This window comes from Streptomyces sp. CBMA123 (genome assembly GCF_014596465.1).
Classification (GTDB): Bacteria; Actinomycetota; Actinomycetes; order Streptomycetales; family Streptomycetaceae; genus Kitasatospora.
In genome coordinates this window covers 27,018-43,577 of the sequence record NZ_MECK01000146.1, presented here as the reverse complement: position 1 = coordinate 43,577, position 16,560 = coordinate 27,018, and the positions used below count along the sequence as shown (strand labels likewise).

The following is a 16,560-nucleotide window of genomic DNA, read 5'->3' as shown; positions in this document are numbered from 1 at the left end:
CGGCGTGTCCGGACGCTGGGCGTGTTCGGCAGCGGAGCCCCGCATTGGTTAACGTGCACGGTGTGACTGCTGAATCCACCTCGCTCGAATCCACCTCCCCGGCGAACGGCGCCGTGGCCACCGGCCTGGCCACCATCGCCGCCGACGGCACCGTCCTCGACACCTGGTACCCCGCCCCCGCGCTGGTCGCCGAGCCCGGCCCGGCCGGCACCGTACGCCTGACCGCCGAGCAGGCCGAGGCCGAACTCGGCGCCGGCGCCGCCGACGCCCTGCGCGCCGACGCCCGCCGCGGCGTCGAGGTGGTCGCCGTGCGCACCACCATCGGCTCGCTGGACGACAAGCCGCTCGACACCCACGACATGTACCTGCGCCTGCACCTGCTCAGCCACCGCCTGGTCCAGCCGCACGGCCAGAACCTGGACGGCATGTTCGGACTGCTCGCCAACGTCGCGTGGACCAGCATCGGCCCCGTCCCGGTCGACAAGGTCGAGCAGGCCCGCCTCGCCGTCCGCGCCGAGGGCGGCCAGCTGGCCGTCTACGGGATCGACAAGTTCCCGCGGATGACCGACTACGTCGCCCCGACCGGCGTGCGCATCGCCCACGCCGACCGCGTCCGGCTCGGCGCGCACCTCGCCGCCGGCACCACCGTGATGCACGAGGGCTTCGTCAACTTCAACGCCGGCACCCTCGGCACCTCGATGGTCGAGGGCCGGATCAGCGCGGGCGTCGTCGTCGGCGACCACAGCGACATCGGCGGCGGCTCCTCGATCATGGGCACCCTGTCCGGCGGCGGCAAGCAGGTCGTCTCGGTCGGCGAGCGCTGCCTGCTCGGCGCCAACGCCGGCATCGGCATCTCGCTCGGCAACGACTGCGTCGTCGAGGCCGGCCTCTACGTCACCGCCGGCACCCGGGTCACCACCCCGGCCGGCACCGTGGCCAAGGCCGTCGAGCTGTCCGGCCAGGACAACCTGCTGTTCCGCCGCAACTCGCAGACCGGCGCCGTCGAGGTCATCGCCCGCTCCGGCTCCTGGGGCGGCCTGAACGCGGACCTGCACGCCCACAACTGACGTACGGGTCACGGCCCTTGGGGCCTCTTCCGGTCCGTTCCCGGTCTTCTCCCGGTCCTCTCCCGGCCCTTGGGGACCGCAGGGGCCACGAGGGGGCCGTGGGGACCACGGGGGTCCGGCGCCGGGTGCGCCGGACCCCTTCCGCCCGCGGCCGGGCCCCTTCCCCGCGGGTGACGCCTCAGCGGCCGCGCAGGACGACGAGCTGCCGGGTCGCCCTGGTCATCGCGACATAGCGGTCGACCGCCCCCTCCACGCCCTCGCCGAACGCCTCCGGATCGACCAGCACGACCAGGTCGAACTCCAGACCCTTGGCCAGCTCCGGCGTGAGCGAGCGGACCCGCGGCCGCTCCCGGAAGCCCGGATCGCCGATGACGCAGGCGACACCCTCGTCGTGCTCGGCGAGCCACCCGTCCACGACCGCCGCCAGCTCCGCCGCCGACCCGTGCCGGACCGGAACGCCGCTGCTGCGCACCGAGGTCGGCACGTTGGCGTCCGGCAGCGCCGCCCGGATGGCCGGCTCGGCCTCCGCCATCACCTCCTCCGGCGTGCGGTAGTTGATGCTCAGCGAGGCCATGGTGGTGCGGTCGAAGCCGGCCCGCTCCAGCCGCTCCTGCCACGACTCGGCGAAACCGTGCCTGGCCTGGGCGCGGTCCCCGACGATGGTGAAGCTCCGGGACGGGCAGCGCAGCAGCAGCATCCGCCACTGCGCGTCGGTCAGCTCCTGGGCCTCGTCCACCACGATGTGGGCGAACGGGCCGGCCAGCGGCTCCGCGTCGGCGCCGTCCAGCGCGTCCTCGTCGACCAGGGTGTCCTGGAGGTCCCGGCCGCGCAGCATCGTCACCACGCCCTCGCCGTCGTCGTCGGCCTCGATCAGGTCGCCGATCACCGCCGCCATCCGCTCGCGCTCGGCGGCCACCGAGGCCCGGTGGCGCTGGCGGCGCAGCGTGGCCCCGCGGTCCCCGAGCCGCTGCCGGGCCGCGTCCAGCAGCGGCAGGTCGGAGACCGTCCAGGCCTGCGGGGCGTGCTTGCGCTGGAGCGCGCGGACCTCCTCCGGGGCCAGGTGCGGCGCGCACATCCGCAGGTAGGCGGGCACCGACCAGAGGTCACCCACCAGGTCGGTCGGCTCGAGCAGCGGCCAGGCCCGGTTGAGCGTCTCGACCAGCTCACGGTCCTGCCGCAGCGAACGCCGGAACAGCTCGAGCGGGACCTCCTCCTCGCCCGGCTCCAGCTTGTCCAGCAGGATCGCGGCCAGCTCGTCCCAGATCTGCTCGCGCGCCTCGTTGTGCGGGGCGCCCGGGTCCGGGGCGTCGAAGGCCTCGGCCCAGTCCCCGGCGCTCAGCCAGAGGTCCGCCCCATGGGTGCTGACCAGCAGCCCCTCGGTCGGCGGCTCCTCGTAGAACCGGACGGCCTTCTCGATCGCCCCCACCAGCTCCACCGAGGACTTCAGCCGCGCCACCTCCGGGTCGGCCTCCTCCACCGCGCCCGCCCCCTCGGGCACCAGGTCCCGCAGGGTGCAGGTGCGCACCCCCTCCTCACCGAGGCTCGGCAGGACGTCGGCGACGTAGTTCAGGTACGGCTGGTGCGGGCCGACGAACAGCACGCCGCCGCGCCGGTGGCCCAGCCGGGGGTCGGAGTACAGCAGGTAGGCGGAGCGGTGCAGGGCGACCACCGTCTTGCCCGTACCGGGACCGCCGTCGACCACCAGGGCGCCCCGCGAGCCGGCCCGGATGATCGCGTCCTGGTCGGCCTGGATGGTGGCGAGCACATCCCGCATCCGGGCCGACCGGTTGCCGCCCAGGCTGGCGATGAACGCCGACTGGTCGTCCAGGGCGGCGTGCCCCGCCAGTCCCTCCGCGGTGAACACCTCGTCCCAGTAGTCGGTGATCCGGCCACGGCTCCAGCGGTACCGCCGGCGGCTCGCCAGGCCCATCGGGTCGCCGTGGGTCGCCGCGAAGAACGGCTCGGCCGCGGGCGAACGCCAGTCGACCAGCAGCCGGCGGCCCGCACTGTCGGTGAGCCCGAGCCGGCCGACGTACAGGGGCTCACCGTCCTCCGCGGTCACGATGCGGCCCAGGCACAGGTCCAGGCCGTAACGGCGCAGCGCGCGCAGCCGCCCGCTCAACCGGTGGACCTCGATGTCCCGGTCCATCGCCGCCCGCCCGCCGCCCCCCGGGGCACGGCGCACGGTGTCGAGCTGCTCGGAGAGTTCGGCGATCGCCCGCTCCAGGCTCTCCGCGATCGCCGCGAAGTGCCGCTCATCGGCCGCGACGAGCGTCGGGTCGGCCTTGCCGGACAGCCGCTCGGGGAGGTCGAAAGCACTGGTGGTCAGGGGGTTCATGGCATCAGCTCCGATCTGAGGCCTGCGATTGTGCGCCACCACGGGGGCCTTGCCGCAAGGCCCCCGGTGCGTTATACGTTGAGAGTGGCAAGGGGTGGGTTCTCCCTCTTCCCTGTTCTCCCCTCCCCGCTCCCCCTCCCCTCTGAGGAGCCCGGCCGACCTGCTCAGCGGGGTCGCAGTCCGTCGAGGGCGAGGTCGATGAGCCGACGCCAGTCGCCGCTCTCGGTGCGGATGACTGCGGACAGGCAGCCGACGACCATGTAGACGTCCGCGACGGTGCCGTCCGCCCGGATACTGCCGGCAGCCCGCCCCTGTTCGATCAACGCGCCTACGGTGCTTTCGAGTTGCCCGCCGGCCCTGCCGGAGAGCACGGTGCGCGAGGCGCTCGACGCACTCGCCGACCTCACGATCGTGCGGGACTCCCCCTTCCACCCGACGGGCTGTGCGTCGTCGAGCCCCCGGTCGTCGGCACCCACTGCCCGTCCACCAACCGAGTGTTCCACCCGACGTGGTCGGCGTGCAGGTGGGTGTCGACCACCACGTCGACGTCCCGCGGGGCCACGCCGGCCGCCGCCGGCCGGTCCAGGAAGTCGGTGCTCCGGCGAGCGAACAGGGGCAGGAGCGGGCGGGGCTCGTGGTTGCCGACCCCGGTGACCACCAGGATCGTCACGCCTTCGCTGCGCAGCACGAAGGTCTGCACCCGGGTGATCAGCAGTCCCGCGTCCCGGTCCCAGAAGTCCGGAGAGAGCCAGGAGCGGTGTTTTCTCCACGGATTCGGGGCGGGTGGCCGCTCACCGGCATCGCGCGATTCCGCGATGCCGGTGAGCAACCCGAGCCCGCTGCGGGCTGATGTCGGCCGACCGTCCCGGCGTCCGATCGAGTGCGCGTCAGTTCTCCTCGACCAGCACCAGTTCGACCGGGACGTTGCCCCGCGTCGCGTTCGAGTACGGGCACACCTGATGGGTCGCCTCGAGCAGTTCCCGTGCCGCCTCGGCGTCCACGCCGGGCAGCTGGGCCTCGATCCTGGCCGCCAGACCCAGCCGGCCCTCGGCGAGCGATCCGACCATGGAGACGGTCACCGAGATCGCCGATTCCCTGACGTCCAGCTTCTTCGCCCCCGCGACCAGTCGCAGGCCGCTGTGGAAGCAGGCCGCGTAGCCGGCGGCGAACAGCTGCTCCGGATTGGTGCCGGGGCCGCTGTCGCCGCCCAGCTCCTTGGGCATGGACAGCGACGCCGTCAGACGACCGTCATCGGTGGCGACCTTGCCGTCGCGGCCGCCCCAGGAGGTGGCGGTGGTGGTGTAGATGGTGTCGCTCATGTCCAGTTCCTTCGATGAGGACGCGCCGGATGAGGGCACGTCTGATGGGCGCTCCCGCGCAGGTGTGATGTCGACCAGCTCCCGCTGGAACGGCCGGTCAGTTGGTGCCGGTGCCGACGCCGGCGGACCCGGACCCGGATGCGGCGGCCATCGCGTCATGCCTGGCCTGCCTGCTCTGCCTGCTCTGCCTGCTCTGCCTGCTCTGCCTGCTCTGCCTCGACCGCCTGGTGGCCGGATCGGTGCCAAGTATGTGCATCCGGGCTCCCGCACAGCCTGCCCCTGCCAGGGGCAGGTCCGGGAAAGGGCTTGTGGATCCAGCGGGTTGGCCGGACACCGGGCGCTGCGCCCACGAGCTCTGCGTAGTACTCGCAGGGGCAGGCTGCGCGGCACCGGGGCGGACATACTCGGCCGCATGAACAAGACGGTGCGGTTGGGGGAGTTCCTGCAGATTCGCCGGTCGCTGCTGCAGCCGGCGGATGTGGGACTGCCGGACTTCGGAGAGCGACGGCGCGTGCCCGGGCTGCGCCGCGACGAGCTGGCCCAGCTGGCGGGGGTGAGCCTGTCCTACTACACGCGGCTGGAGCAGGGGGTGTCGCTCAACGCTTCGCCGGAAGTGCTGGACGCTCTTGCCCGGGCCCTCGGTCTGGACGAGGTGGAGCAGGCCCACCTGCACGACCTGGCGCACGCCACGCGACGCGGCAGCAAGCGCCGCAGGCTGGCGCCCGAGTCCGCGGATGACACGGCCAGGCAGCTGCTCGAAGCGTTCGGTGACGCACCGGCGGTGGTGCTGGGGCGCCGCAGCGACGTGCTGGCCTGGAACCGTACGGGGCACGCCTTGTTCGCCGGACACCTGGACTCGTACATCCCCGACCAGCCGGACCAGCGCCCGAACATGGCGCGGCTGGTCTTCCTGGACGCTCACACCCGGGATCTGTTCGTGGACTGGCCGAGGAAGGCCAGGGCGGTGGTGGGGAAGCTGCGGCTTGCCGCCGGCCAGTATCCGGACGATCCGATGCTGGCCGTACTGATCGGCGAACTGACCATGAAGAGTGCGGAGTTCGCCACCATGTGGTCCGAGAACCGGGTCAGGAACTGGGACATCGCCGCCTATCGCATGCGCCATCCGCTGGTCGGCCGGATGCACCTCAACCTGCAGACCCTGACGACCCCGCAGCAGAGCGGGCAGCGCATCGTCGTCGCAACCGCTGAGGCCGGTTCAGGCTCACAGGCCGCACTGCGCCTTCTCGCCCAGGCCGGTGCCCCGGCCGACCGGCAGCCAGGCCGGCACAGCTCCGAGGCCGCCGGAAGCGGGCACCTTCAGACCAGCGCGAGCTGACCCCGGATGCCACTGCGTCTCTCCTGGTCTCAGGCGCTACTTGCCGTAGTGGTAACGGCACGCGATGACGCACAGGGTGTCGGCCTGCTCGTCAAGGATGTAGACCAGGCGGTGTTCCTGGTCGATCCGGCGGGACCAGGCCCCGGCGAGCTCGTACCGCAAGGGTTCGGGTTTGCCGATGCCCTCGTTGCCGTTTCGGCGGATGTCGTCGATCAGCAGATTGACGCGCTTGAGGAGACGGCGATCGTCCGCCTGCCAGGACAGGTAGTCGCTCCAGCCGCGCTCGGTGAACTGGACCTTCACGCGCTCTACTCGGCGAGGTCTTCGGCGTCGATCAGTTCTCGGGCCACCGCACGGCCCTCCCGGTATTCCTGCAGGGAGAGGCGAAGGTGGTCGGCGTTGGCCGGGGAGCGCAGCAGGTAGTCGGTCTCGCGGAGCGAGGCGTACTCGGCCAGGGAGACGACAACTAGCGGCTCGTGGCCGGCGCGTGTGATGACGAGCTCTTCGGCGTCGCTCTCAACGGCATCGAGCGCGGCGGCGAGATTGCCGCGGAGCTCGGTGGCACTCATCGTCTTCATGTCGTACAGAATAACGTACAGCTGTCGAGCGAGCCGGGGAGTGACGACAAAGGCCCGGACCACTGAGCGGTCCGGGCCTTCGATCAAGGCGGAGGGTACGAGACTCGAACTCGCGAGGGGTTGCCCCCAACACGCTTTCCCATTCTCATGAAGGGTGTCCGCCGGGGTTTCGCACTCGTTCCGGCCTGCGGCGGAGTGGAGCGGTGGGGAGCGGCCGGACCTGACCGGACGAGGGTGAACGAGACCATGGCGCACGGGGCCCGCCCACAGGAGTCCTCAGCCGGCCAGGCGCCGCAGCCAATCGCGCAGCAGTGCCGTCTCCGTACCGCTCAGGGGTACCCCCGCAGCACCCTCGGCGTCGAGTGCGGCATCGAGTGCGAGGGCACGTGAGGCGAGGTCCGATCCGAACGAGGCGGGCGGACCGGTGGTCACGGAGGCGATCACGGCATCCCGCAGTCGCGCCGAAGCCGCCAGGCCTCGCTCCGGCGCCGCCTCGCTGATCAGCGCCAGAGCAGCACCCGTCGTCGCCGCGTGGATCACGCGGGTCGCCTCGTCCACCGGCACCCGGAGGCGCCCGGCATCGGCCGCCCGGCCCAGCACCCTCACCAGCAGGGCGTGGGCCTCGTCAGCGGCCGGGGGCCGCTGCCCGGGCCGCGCCGTGCCGTACATGAGCACGTAGAACGCCGGGTGCCGCAGGCCGAAGTCGACGTGCAGATCCCAACCCCGGTGGAGATCGGCCACCGGATCGTCGGACAGGCGCAGCGTCTCCTGCTTCTCGGCCAGGTACATCTCGAATCCGTAGGCGGCCAGCTCGGCGAGGAGCCCGTCCTTGTCCCCGAACATCCGGTACAGCGTCGGGGCAGTGACTCCGGCTGCACCGGCGACGGCGCGCGTCGACACCGCCTCACTGCCGCCCTCCTCCAGCAGCGTGGCCGCGACCTGCAGTACCTGGCGCCGTGCGGCATGCCTTCCCTCATCCATGGAACAACGATACGGCATCTTGCGTATCAGCGCCCTATCGGTGATACGGTTTTACCCGTAACACCGTCTCGGGCTGTGGGCAGCGCCGTACGTGCATACGTACCGCGCGGCGTTCGCGCCCACTGCCGCGCCGCGGCCGCCACACCGCATTCCGCCGCGCGACCCACCCGACAACCCGGCGTCCCGGCGGGTGGACGTCCTGTTCGCGCTCTCCGTCCTCCGGACAACCGCGCCGTCATCGGCGGCGCCAAGAAGGGAAGAACCATGTCCGACATCACCATCGTCATTGCCTCGTACTCGGGCTACGGGCACACTGCGCAGATCGCCACGGCCGTGGCCGATGGCGCTCGCTCGGTCCCCGGGACGCAGGTCCTTCGCGTGGACGTCGCGTCCCTCGGCGACGCCGACTGGGAACTGCTGGACGCGGCGGACGCCATCATCTTCGGCTCCCCCACCTACATGGGCACCGCCTCCGGGGCGTTCCACACCTTCGCCGAGGCCACCAGCAAGCAGTGGAGCACCCGCGCCTGGAGGGACAAGCTCGCCGCCGGATTCACCAACTCCGGCTCCATGAGCGGCGACAAGCTGCACACCCTGCAGTACTTCGCACTCCTGGCGGCCCAGCACGGGATGCTCTGGGTGAGCCTGGACATCCTGCCGGGCTGGAACACCACCACGTCCAGCCCCGAAGACGACAACCGGCTCGGCTTCTACCTCGGCGCCGGCGCCCAGAGCTTCAACGACACCGCCGCCGTGCACGACGCCGACCTGAACACCGCCCGCCACCTCGGCCGCCGCGTCGCCGAGCAGACCCGCATCCACCACGCCGGCAAGGCCGCCGCAGCGCGGTGACGCCTCCGACCCCACACCACCACCTCCGGCGGCGGCCGACGCACGAGGCAGCGGCCGCCGCCGGGACAGGAGAGCGAACATGACCCCCACGGGTGAAGACACCGTCCAGCGGCTGCTGATCGGCGGCACCTGGCAGCGGGCGGCGGACGACCGGACCTACGAGGTGCACGATCCGTTCACCGGCGAGGTCACCTCCCGCGCGGCCGCAGCCTGCCCGGCGGACGCCATCGGCGCGGCCGAAGCCGCCGAGCGCGCCTTTCCCGCCTGGTCGGCGCTGCCGCCGGGCGAACGCCGCCGCATCCTGTGGACCGCGGCCGACATGGTGGAGGCGCGGGCGCAGGAACTCACCGAGGCGATCACCGCCGAGATGGGTGGCCCCGCCGCCTGGGGCGCGTACAACGTCAAGGCCCTCGCCGAGAAGATCCGCTACGCCGCGAGTGCGGCACACGAGGGCCTGACCGGTGAGGTCATCCCCTCCGAGACGCCGGGCCGCACCTCGATCGCGGTGCGCCGGCCGGTCGGCGTGGTTGCGTGCGTCATCCCGTGGAACGCTCCGGCGCTGCTGGCGGGCAGCTCGGTCCCGGCGGCGCTGGTCCTCGGCAACACCGTGGTCATGAAGGCTTCGGAGCAGACGCCGCGCACACACGGTCTGGTCGCCAAGTGCTTGACCGAGGCCGGCCTGCCCGACGGCGTGCTCAACCTCGTCACCAACGCCCCCGAGGACGCCCCCGAAGTAGTGGACGCCCTGATCGCCCACCCGGCCGTCCGCCGTGTCCACTTCACCGGCTCCACCAGGGTGGGCCGCATCATCGGTGAGAAGGCCGCCGCGCACCTGAAGCAGGCGATCCTCGAACTCGGCGGAAAGGCACCGGTCCTGGTCCTCGCCGACGCCGACCTCGACCAAGCGGTCAGCGCGGCGGCCTTCGGCGCGTTCGCCAACTCAGGACAAGGCTGCCTGTCCACCGAACGCGTCGTTGTCGACCGCAGCATCGCCGACGAGTTCTGCCGCCGCCTGGCCGCCCTCGCCGACACCTTCTCCTACGGCGACCCCCGCGACCCGCAGTCCGTGCTCGGCCCCGTGGTCGGCCGGGGCACCGTCTCGCGTCTGTCCGACCTGGTCCAGGACGCCGTCGCGGCCGGCGCACGGCTCCTGGCCGGTGGAGCGGCCGACGGTCCGTGCTTCGCCCCGACCGTGCTGGCCGACGTCACACCCGGCATGCGCGCCTACCGCGAGGAGTCCTTCGGCCCCATGGTCACCGTCATAGCCGTCGATGGCCCCGAGCAAGCCCTGCGCGTGGCCAACGACAACGACTACGGCCTCACCTCGGCGATCTTCACCCGAAACGTTCCCCTCGCCCTCGACCTGGCCAAGCGGATCAACGCCGGCATGTGCCACATCAACGGAACCACCCTCGACGACGAACCGCAGATCCCTTTCGGCGGCCTGAAGAACAGCGGTTACGGAAAATCCGGGGGACGGGCCGGCCTGGAGGAGTTCACCGAACTCCAGTGGATCACCATCGAAGGTCCCCGGTCGCGCTGAGGGGAGGACGAGGCGGCAGCTGAGCTCTGACCTCGACTCAGACCAGAGACGACGAAGGCCCGGACCGTCGAACGGTCCGGGCCTTCGTGAAGGCGGAGGATACGAGATTCGAACTCGTGAGGGGTTGCCCCCACAGGCTTTCCAACTGTTCGTCCGGTCGTTCACGATTGGGTGCGGGCGTTCTGAGCTGCGGCGGAGTGGCTCGCTCGCCCGAGTCTGGACGTTGCCGGGCGGGGATGAACGCAACCAGAACTGCAACCGTCCGGGCTTGGCGCCATCCGTGCTCCGCTCGGGGAGCCGCCGTAGCCGAACCTGGCACGGATGGGCTCGCCCACGGGAACGTCGTGCTTCTTCACGATGCCGAGGACCTCCGTGTAGAAGTGCATGGCCTTGGCCTGGTTGTCGGCGAGGACGCCGATCGGATGGTCCGCATGGACGGGACTCCTCGGCTCGGGATGCTTTCCGCCACTTCGGCGCGATGCGGTCGGCGGCGCCGTGCTCAGGCGCGGGCCGGGGATTCCCACGCGGGACGGGAGGATCCTCGCGGCAGCAGTACGTGGCGGTACGCGCCAGGGGTCTCGGACATCCGGATCTGGTCGGTGACGCCCTGGTAGTCGCCGAGCGGGGTGCGGGCGGTGAAGCTCTCCGGGTCCAGGTAGGCGTGCTCGTCGCCGGTTCCGGCGACGGCCGTGGCGTACGCCTTGTCGAAGACGCCCAGCGAGAGGATCCACAGCGCGACGCGTGTGAGCGAGACATGGACGCGGTAGGAGCCACCGTCCACCGCGCGCCGCCGCATCGCCTCGACGATGCCTGCGGTCAGGAACCAGGCCACCAGATAGTCGTTGACGACGGTGATCGGCGGGAGTGCGGGACGTTCGCCGTCACCCTCCAGGTGGAGCAGGCCCGCGACCGAACCGGCCGTCTGGTCGAACCCGATCCGGTTCGCCCAGGGGCCTGTGGTGCCGTGCAGCGAGACGGTGGCGTGGACCAGGCCGGGGCGCAGGGCGATGGCCTCGTCCTCGGACAGACCCATCGAGGCGAGCAGGCCCGGGCGGCGGTTGGCGTAGAACACGTCGGCCCCGGCCAGCAGTTCACGTATCGCCGCCGCACCTTCCGCGGTACGCGGCTCCACGGTGGCCGAGCGCACCCCCACCTGGGTCGTGTTGTACGTCACCGGGTGTTCCAGCTCGCCCGGCCGCCACAGGTTCAGTACGTCCGCGCCGTGCAGGGCCAGTGCGCGGCCGGCCCCCGCGCCCGCGATGATGTGGCCCATGCCCAGCGCCCGTACGCCCGCCAGCGGGGCGGTCGCGCCCGCGCCCACGGTGGGCAGCGGCTCGGGGTCGCTGTCGCCGATCCTGGTGATCTCCACCAGCGGCATGCCGGCGAGGACCTCGGTGAACTGCCGCTCCTTCAGGAACTCCTGGGGCGTACGGATCATCGGCAGCACCACCCCGGCCCGCTCGGCCGCCTCCTCCAGCTCGGCGGCCCGCCATGTGGCGATCGCCGCGGCGACCGCATCGGGGTCCTCGGGCACACCGAGCAGGCGCTCGGCGGCGATGCGCAGGTTGGGATACGGGTTGAGCGGCATCACCCAGCGGTCGTCCGCAGTGCGGTAGAAGCCGTTGACGAAGGCAAGGGTGGGGACGGACGGCGCGCCGCCCGGGTAGCCGTTGAGCAACTCCCACTTCTGGTCGTAGAAGGGGCACAGCCGGTGCGGGGCGACTCGCAGGTCCATCGAGATGTCCTGGCCGCGCCCGCCGCGCTGCCGCCAGAGGGCTGCCACTGCGGCGGACTTGGCGGCGAGGGCGAGGGAGGTGGCCGCACCCAGGCGCAGCGTGCTGGGCACGATCGGGTCGGCGCCGCGGAAGGTGAAGCTCCCGCCGGTGTCGGCGCGGTTCAGTCCGATGGTGCCGAGTACCTCGTCGAGCGCGGTGTGGATGTCGAAGGCGTCGTCGGTAGCGGGGTTCGCGACCGCCTTGGCGATGCTGTCGGACAGGGACATGACTGCTCCAGGGTGCTTGCCTGAATCGGGGGTCAGCTGCGGGAGAGGGGTCAGTGCTTGTCGAGCGCGCGCATCAGCGCGATCTGGCGACGGTCGCGTTCGGCGGCCAGTTCGGTGACGCTGCCCTCGGCCAGGAACTCCTTGGCCTGGGTGATGAGCAGGGCAAGCGTCGGCTCGTCGAAGGAGGGAGTGCCGAGGGTCGGCCAGGCGGCTTCCATCTGGGGTCCGAGGTGGGCCAGGAAGTCGGGCAGTCCGCCCTGACCGCCGCCCAGGTGGAAGGAGCGGAAGGGGCCGTCCACCGCCCAGCGCAGGCCGATCGAAGAGGTGACGATGGAGTCCAGCTCCTGCTCGGTCACCACACCGGTGGCCACCAGGTGCACGGCCTCGCGGAACAGCGCGGACTGCAGCCGGTTGGCGACGAACCCGGGGACCTCCTTGCGCAGCACCTGGGGCCGCTTGCCGAGTGAGGCGTAGAACTGCCGTGCCTTCTCGACGGTTTCGGCCGAGGTAAGCGCGCCGGGGACGATCTCGACCAGCGGGATCAGATGCGGCGGGTTGAAGGGATGCCCCACTACCAGCCGCTCGGGGCTGCGCAGGGCCTCGGCGATGGCGGTGGCCGAAATGCCGGAGGTCGAGGTGGCCAGCAGCGTGTCCGCCGGGGCGTACTGCTCGATGCGCTGCCACAGCTCCTGCTTGAGCGGCAGCCGCTCCGGGCCGTTCTCCTGTACGACATCGGCCTGCGCGACAGCGCGGGCCAGGTCGGGCTCCAGGCGCAGGCGCGCGGTCAGATGCGCGGTGTCGAAGCCGAGTCGGCGCAGTGCCGGTTCGCAGGCGGCGAGTTCGGTGTCCAGGTAGGCGTCCAGGTCGGGGCGCGGGTCGCAGACGGTGACCTCCAGGCCGCCTGCCAGGAACAGGGCGGTCCAGGAGGTGCCGATCAGGCCGGCGCCGACGACGGTTGCTCGGACGGGGCTCATGCGGAAGGCACCTTCTTGAGGTAGTCATGCACGGGTTCGGCGGGGGCGAGGGTGAGGTCGGCCAGCACATGGGTGGCGCGCACGACCTCGCGTACGGGCAGATCGGCCAGCGGTGCGAGCGCGTGCTCGAAGAGCTGGAGCCGCGCGGGCCCGGACCAGGCACCCTTGACGGTGAGATCGGTGATCCGGGTGCGGAGGAGTTCGCAGCGCAGGGGAGCGCCGTCGTATCCGCGGTCGATACCCAGCAGGTAGGTGGGCGCGGCGAGTTCGGCGCGGGCCCGGGCGGGGTCGAGCGGCCGGTGCTTGTAGCCCATGGTCGCGGTGGCCACCCGCAGCGAGCCGTGGTCGAGGGTGCCGACCAGGGTGTCGCCGTCGACGTAGAGGCGGGGCGATCCCGCCTTCTTCGGGTACGCGCTCAGTTCGCGCCCCGAGGCGATGGCCGGTGCGCTGTCCACGTACATCGCCAGACTGAACTCGCCCTGCTCGCCGTCGAGTTCGACTGGGACCAGCTGGCCGGACTCGCTGTAGCTGCCGAGGCCGGTGACGTCCGGCATCCGGATGACCTCGAAGCGGACCAGCGGCTCGGGCACGGCCAGTGGCTCGGGGACGACGCGCCGCAGGGCGTCGGGTTCGGTGCGGTAGGTGATGGTCAGGTACTCACGGTCGGTGAAGCGGTACGGGGGCAGCGGGTAGGCGGGGGAGTTCACCGGTGTGGTGAGCAGCAGGTCGGGGATGTCGCCGGCGCGCATCGGGATCACCAGGCCAGGGTGGAGGCGCCCAGGGGCTCGGCGCTGCGGGTGAGACGGGGGCGCAGCGTGGAGTACGCGATGCGTGTCGGCAGATAGCTGGTGCTGCCGAACGGACCCTCGACAGTGGTGAGGTGACCGGCGGCATCGGTGGGGTCGGGGGCGGGCAGGTCGCGGACCTGCGCGCGCGGGAACAGCCCCAGGTCCTGCACCCACATCGAGACCTTGGCCAGATCCACGTGCACCCGCCAGGTCCCGCCCTCGCGGGCCCGGCGGCGCAGCGCCTCCACCGTGCCGGCTGCGCCCAGGATCGCCGCGAGGTAGTCGTTGAGCAGATAGGTGGGCGGCAGCCTGGGCCCGCTGAAGGAACCCTCCTCGGCGGAGAATCCGCTCGCTGCACAGGCGAGTTGGTCGAATCCGCCGCGTCGCGACCACGGTCCGGTCGTGCCCCAGCCGTGGAAGTCCAAGAGGACGAGTCCGGGCCGCTCCTCGGCCAAGGCCGCCGGTCCGAAGCCCTTGGTGTCCAGGTTCAGGTAGTTGCTCACATACACGTCCGTCTCCGCCAGTACCCGGTGGAAGGCCTTCGCCTGGCCGGGGGCGTTCAGGTCGCAGAAGGCGGCGCGCTTGCCGATGCCGGTCTCGATGATCATGCCGTTGGGGTCGGGGTGTGCGGGGGAGGACAGGTGCAGTACGTCCGCGCCCAGCTCGGCGGTCATCCTGGCGGCGATCGGCCCGGCGATGACGTGCGTGTTGTCCAGCACACGCACGCCGGAGAGCGGGAGTTCGGCCCCGCCGGGGAAGGGCTCGGGCGCGCTGTCGCCCAGTTTGTCGATGTGGATCAGCGGGCCCTGGTCGAGCAGCCGGCCCTGCGGGTGCTCGCGCCACTCGGCCTGCGTCCGTACGGCGATGGCGGTGCCGCCCCGCGCACAGATCGCCTCCTCCAGCGCGAAGGCGTCCCAGCGCGCGACGGCGTCCGCGATCCGCTCCCGGTCGGGCGGGCAGTCCAGAACCTCGCACGCCGTATCGCGCAGATGCGGGTAGCTCAGCAGCACGTAGACGTGGCGGCCGTCGGCGGCGCGGTAGAAGTCGCTGTTCCCGAGCAGGTTCGGGTCCTCGGCGAGTGCAGTGACGGCAACGCCGTTGACGCTGGTCAGGAACACGGCCATCAGCTGGTGCACGGCCGACTCCACCGACACGGTGACATCCTGCCCGTCCCCGCCGCGCTCCCGCCACAGCGCGGCGACCTCCGTGCCGAGCGCCGCGAGCGCGGCCGCGGCGGCGTCGCCGATCCGGTGCACGGAGGGGGTGACCGGGTCGGCGCCGGTGATGGTGACCTGGCCGCCCGCGTCCGCGGCGCCGACGCCGAGTTCACGGTAGAGGCCGTCGAGTACGTCATGAGGAGTGCGTGGCATGACCGGGATCCTTTCCGAAGGACTTCTGCTGCCTTCAGGAAAGCCGCGCCCCTTCGGCCCGGTCCAATACGAGTTCCAGGCAGTGGCTATACGGTCCGTCATATAGAGGGCAGTTCACCTGCGGTGATATGCCTGGCCCCAGATTTTCATAGGTACATCGGTATTGGCCACAGACCGCCTGTTCGGGCTTTCCTGGATTCACCGAACGATCCCGAAACGGAGGCGAAATGCCGAAGACAGGAATGCTCGCCGGTGTCCGCGTCATCGAACTCGGCAGCGTGATCATGGTGCCGTACGCTGCCCAGCAGCTCGGCGACCTGGGCGCCGACGTGATCAAGGTCGAGCCGCCCGTCGGCGACATGACGCGCAGCTACCCGCCGATCCGCCACCCCGGAATGGGCGGTGCGGCCCTCAACCTCAACCGCAACAAGCGCAGCGTCGCTCTCGATCTGAAGGCCCCGCACGGCCGTGAGGCGCTGCTCACGCTGCTCCGTACCGCCGATGTGTTCCTGACCAACATCCGCCCGCAGGCCCTGGCCAGGCTCCGGCTCACCCCCGAGGAACTCGCCGCCGCCAACCCGGAGCTGATCCAGGTCAACGCCCAGGGCTTCCGCAGCGACAGCGAGCTCGGCACCCTCGCCGCGTACGACGACATCATCCAGGCCGTCTCCGGGCTGGTCTGGCTCAACCAACAGGCCAGCGGGGAACCGCACTTCGTGCCAACCCTGCTCGCCGACAAGATCTGCGGCCTGCAGATCACCCAGTCCGTGCTCGCTGCCCTGCACCACCGCGCCAACGGCGGCGGAGGCCAGCACATCGAAGTGCCGATGGCCGATGTGATGATGGCCTTCAACCTCGTCGAGCACCTCGGCGAGGCCGTGCTGGAGCCCGACGGCTCCTTCGGTGCACCCCGCTCGATGAGCCGCGCCCGCCGCGCCCAGCGCACCGCCGACGGCTGGATGTGCATCCTGCCGCACAGCGACCGCAACTGGCGCGACTTCACCGCGTTCGCCGGCCGCCCCGAACTCGCCGACGACCCGCGGTTCGCCACCCGCGCCACGCGCGCCGCCAACGCCGACGAGCTCTACCCCGTACTGGACGAGCTCGCCCGGCAGCACACCACCGCGACCTGGCGGGACTTCTGCCACCGCGTGAGCATCCCCGCTGCTCCCGTGCACTCGATCGCCTCGGCCGCGACCAGCTTGTACGCCCGCGAAGGCGGTCTGCTCACCGAGGTCGAGCACCCCACCGAGGGCGTCTACCGGTCCATCGCCCGCCCGGTGCGCTACTCCGCCGACCCCGTCCCGCCGCTGCGCCCCTGCCCGGCCATCGGCGAGCACACCGACGAGGTGCTGCGCGAGGCCGGCTTCGACACGAACCTGCTGCGCCCCGCGCACACCGCCTGAACAGGA

Annotated in this window: 16 protein-coding genes and 1 pseudogene; 5 read left to right on the top strand and 12 right to left on the bottom strand. The window is 71.5% G+C overall.

What is annotated here, in order from left to right; translation table 11 throughout:
* Nucleotides 1-62 precede the first annotated feature (62 nt).
* Nucleotides 63-1,067: a 2,3,4,5-tetrahydropyridine-2,6-dicarboxylate N-succinyltransferase gene (gene dapD / locus BG452_RS18230; protein WP_188305377.1), complete on the top strand. Its 1,005-nt coding sequence runs from the start codon at nt 63-65 to the stop codon at nt 1,065-1,067.
* A 178-nt stretch (nt 1,068-1,245) separates the two neighbouring features.
* Here dapD and helR read toward each other — a convergent pair whose 3' ends face one another.
* From helR to BG452_RS18210, 4 genes are all read right to left on the bottom strand, one after another.
* Nucleotides 1,246-3,405: an RNA polymerase recycling motor ATPase HelR gene (gene helR, locus BG452_RS18225; RefSeq protein ID WP_188305376.1), complete on the bottom strand. Its 2,160-nt coding sequence runs from the start codon at nt 3,403-3,405 to the stop codon at nt 1,246-1,248.
* A gap of 164 nt (nt 3,406-3,569) precedes the next feature.
* On the bottom strand, nt 3,570-3,776 hold the full coding sequence (locus BG452_RS18220) for a hypothetical protein (RefSeq protein ID WP_411292969.1): 207 nt from the start codon (nt 3,774-3,776) through the stop codon (nt 3,570-3,572).
* Between the two features lie 32 nt (nt 3,777-3,808).
* Nucleotides 3,809-4,234 (bottom strand): MBL fold metallo-hydrolase, encoded by a 426-nt coding sequence (locus BG452_RS45745; protein ID WP_411292968.1) that lies wholly within the window; start codon nt 4,232-4,234, stop codon nt 3,809-3,811.
* 58 nt (nt 4,235-4,292) lie between these two features.
* Nucleotides 4,293-4,724: an organic hydroperoxide resistance protein gene (locus BG452_RS18210; protein WP_188305374.1), complete on the bottom strand. Its 432-nt coding sequence runs from the start codon at nt 4,722-4,724 to the stop codon at nt 4,293-4,295.
* A gap of 412 nt (nt 4,725-5,136) precedes the next feature.
* Between BG452_RS18210 and BG452_RS18205 the strand changes: the two genes are divergently transcribed.
* Entirely contained in the window at nt 5,137-6,060 is a 924-nt protein-coding gene (locus BG452_RS18205; protein ID WP_188305373.1) for a helix-turn-helix domain-containing protein, read from the top strand.
* Nucleotides 6,061-6,096: 36 nt separating this feature from the next.
* Here BG452_RS18205 and BG452_RS18200 read toward each other — a convergent pair whose 3' ends face one another.
* From BG452_RS18200 to BG452_RS18190, 3 genes are all read right to left on the bottom strand, one after another.
* A complete protein-coding gene (locus BG452_RS18200; RefSeq protein ID WP_188305372.1) occupies nt 6,097-6,363 on the bottom strand; it encodes a Txe/YoeB family addiction module toxin in 267 nt (88 codons plus the stop codon).
* Between the two features lie 5 nt (nt 6,364-6,368).
* On the bottom strand, nt 6,369-6,638 hold the full coding sequence (locus BG452_RS18195; protein ID WP_188305371.1) for a type II toxin-antitoxin system Phd/YefM family antitoxin: 270 nt from the start codon (nt 6,636-6,638) through the stop codon (nt 6,369-6,371).
* A gap of 276 nt (nt 6,639-6,914) precedes the next feature.
* A complete protein-coding gene (locus tag BG452_RS18190) occupies nt 6,915-7,619 on the bottom strand; it encodes a TetR/AcrR family transcriptional regulator (RefSeq protein ID WP_188305370.1) in 705 nt (234 codons plus the stop codon).
* 264 nt (nt 7,620-7,883) lie between these two features.
* Here BG452_RS18190 and BG452_RS18185 point away from each other — a divergent pair, with 264 nt between their 5' ends.
* Together BG452_RS18185 and BG452_RS18180 are read left to right on the top strand one after the other, a co-directional pair.
* Complete coding sequence (locus BG452_RS18185; RefSeq protein WP_188305369.1) at nt 7,884-8,471, top strand: flavodoxin family protein; 588 nt, start codon at nt 7,884-7,886, stop codon at nt 8,469-8,471.
* Nucleotides 8,472-8,550: 79 nt separating this feature from the next.
* Nucleotides 8,551-10,014 (top strand): aldehyde dehydrogenase, encoded by a 1,464-nt coding sequence (locus BG452_RS18180; RefSeq protein ID WP_188305368.1) that lies wholly within the window; start codon nt 8,551-8,553, stop codon nt 10,012-10,014.
* Nucleotides 10,015-10,331: 317 nt separating this feature from the next.
* On the opposite strand, the pseudogene BG452_RS48105 reads toward BG452_RS18180, so the two are convergent.
* The 5 genes and pseudogenes from BG452_RS48105 to BG452_RS18160 form a co-directional block, all read right to left on the bottom strand.
* Nucleotides 10,332-10,400: pseudogene (locus tag BG452_RS48105) on the bottom strand (VOC family protein); the annotation flags it as partial.
* Nucleotides 10,401-10,513: 113 nt separating this feature from the next.
* Nucleotides 10,514-12,016, bottom strand: a complete 1,503-nt coding sequence (locus tag BG452_RS18175; protein WP_188305367.1) for a CoA transferase — start codon at nt 12,014-12,016, stop codon at nt 10,514-10,516.
* A 50-nt stretch (nt 12,017-12,066) separates the two neighbouring features.
* On the bottom strand, nt 12,067-12,990 hold the full coding sequence (locus tag BG452_RS18170; protein ID WP_188305366.1) for a 3-hydroxyacyl-CoA dehydrogenase NAD-binding domain-containing protein: 924 nt from the start codon (nt 12,988-12,990) through the stop codon (nt 12,067-12,069).
* Nucleotides 12,987-13,739, bottom strand: coding sequence for an acetoacetate decarboxylase (locus BG452_RS18165; RefSeq protein ID WP_188305394.1), 753 nt, complete (start codon nt 13,737-13,739; stop codon nt 12,987-12,989). The genes BG452_RS18170 and BG452_RS18165 overlap by 4 nt, the downstream gene beginning before the upstream one ends.
* A gap of 5 nt (nt 13,740-13,744) precedes the next feature.
* Nucleotides 13,745-15,148, bottom strand: a complete 1,404-nt coding sequence (locus BG452_RS18160; protein ID WP_188305365.1) for a CoA transferase — start codon at nt 15,146-15,148, stop codon at nt 13,745-13,747.
* 227 nt (nt 15,149-15,375) lie between these two features.
* On the opposite strand from BG452_RS18160, the gene BG452_RS18155 reads away from it, so the two are divergent.
* Nucleotides 15,376-16,554 carry a CaiB/BaiF CoA transferase family protein gene (locus BG452_RS18155; RefSeq protein ID WP_188305364.1) on the top strand — a complete coding sequence of 393 codons (1,179 nt, stop codon included), beginning with the start codon at nt 15,376-15,378 and terminating at the stop codon, nt 16,552-16,554.
* Nucleotides 16,555-16,560 lie beyond the last annotated feature (6 nt).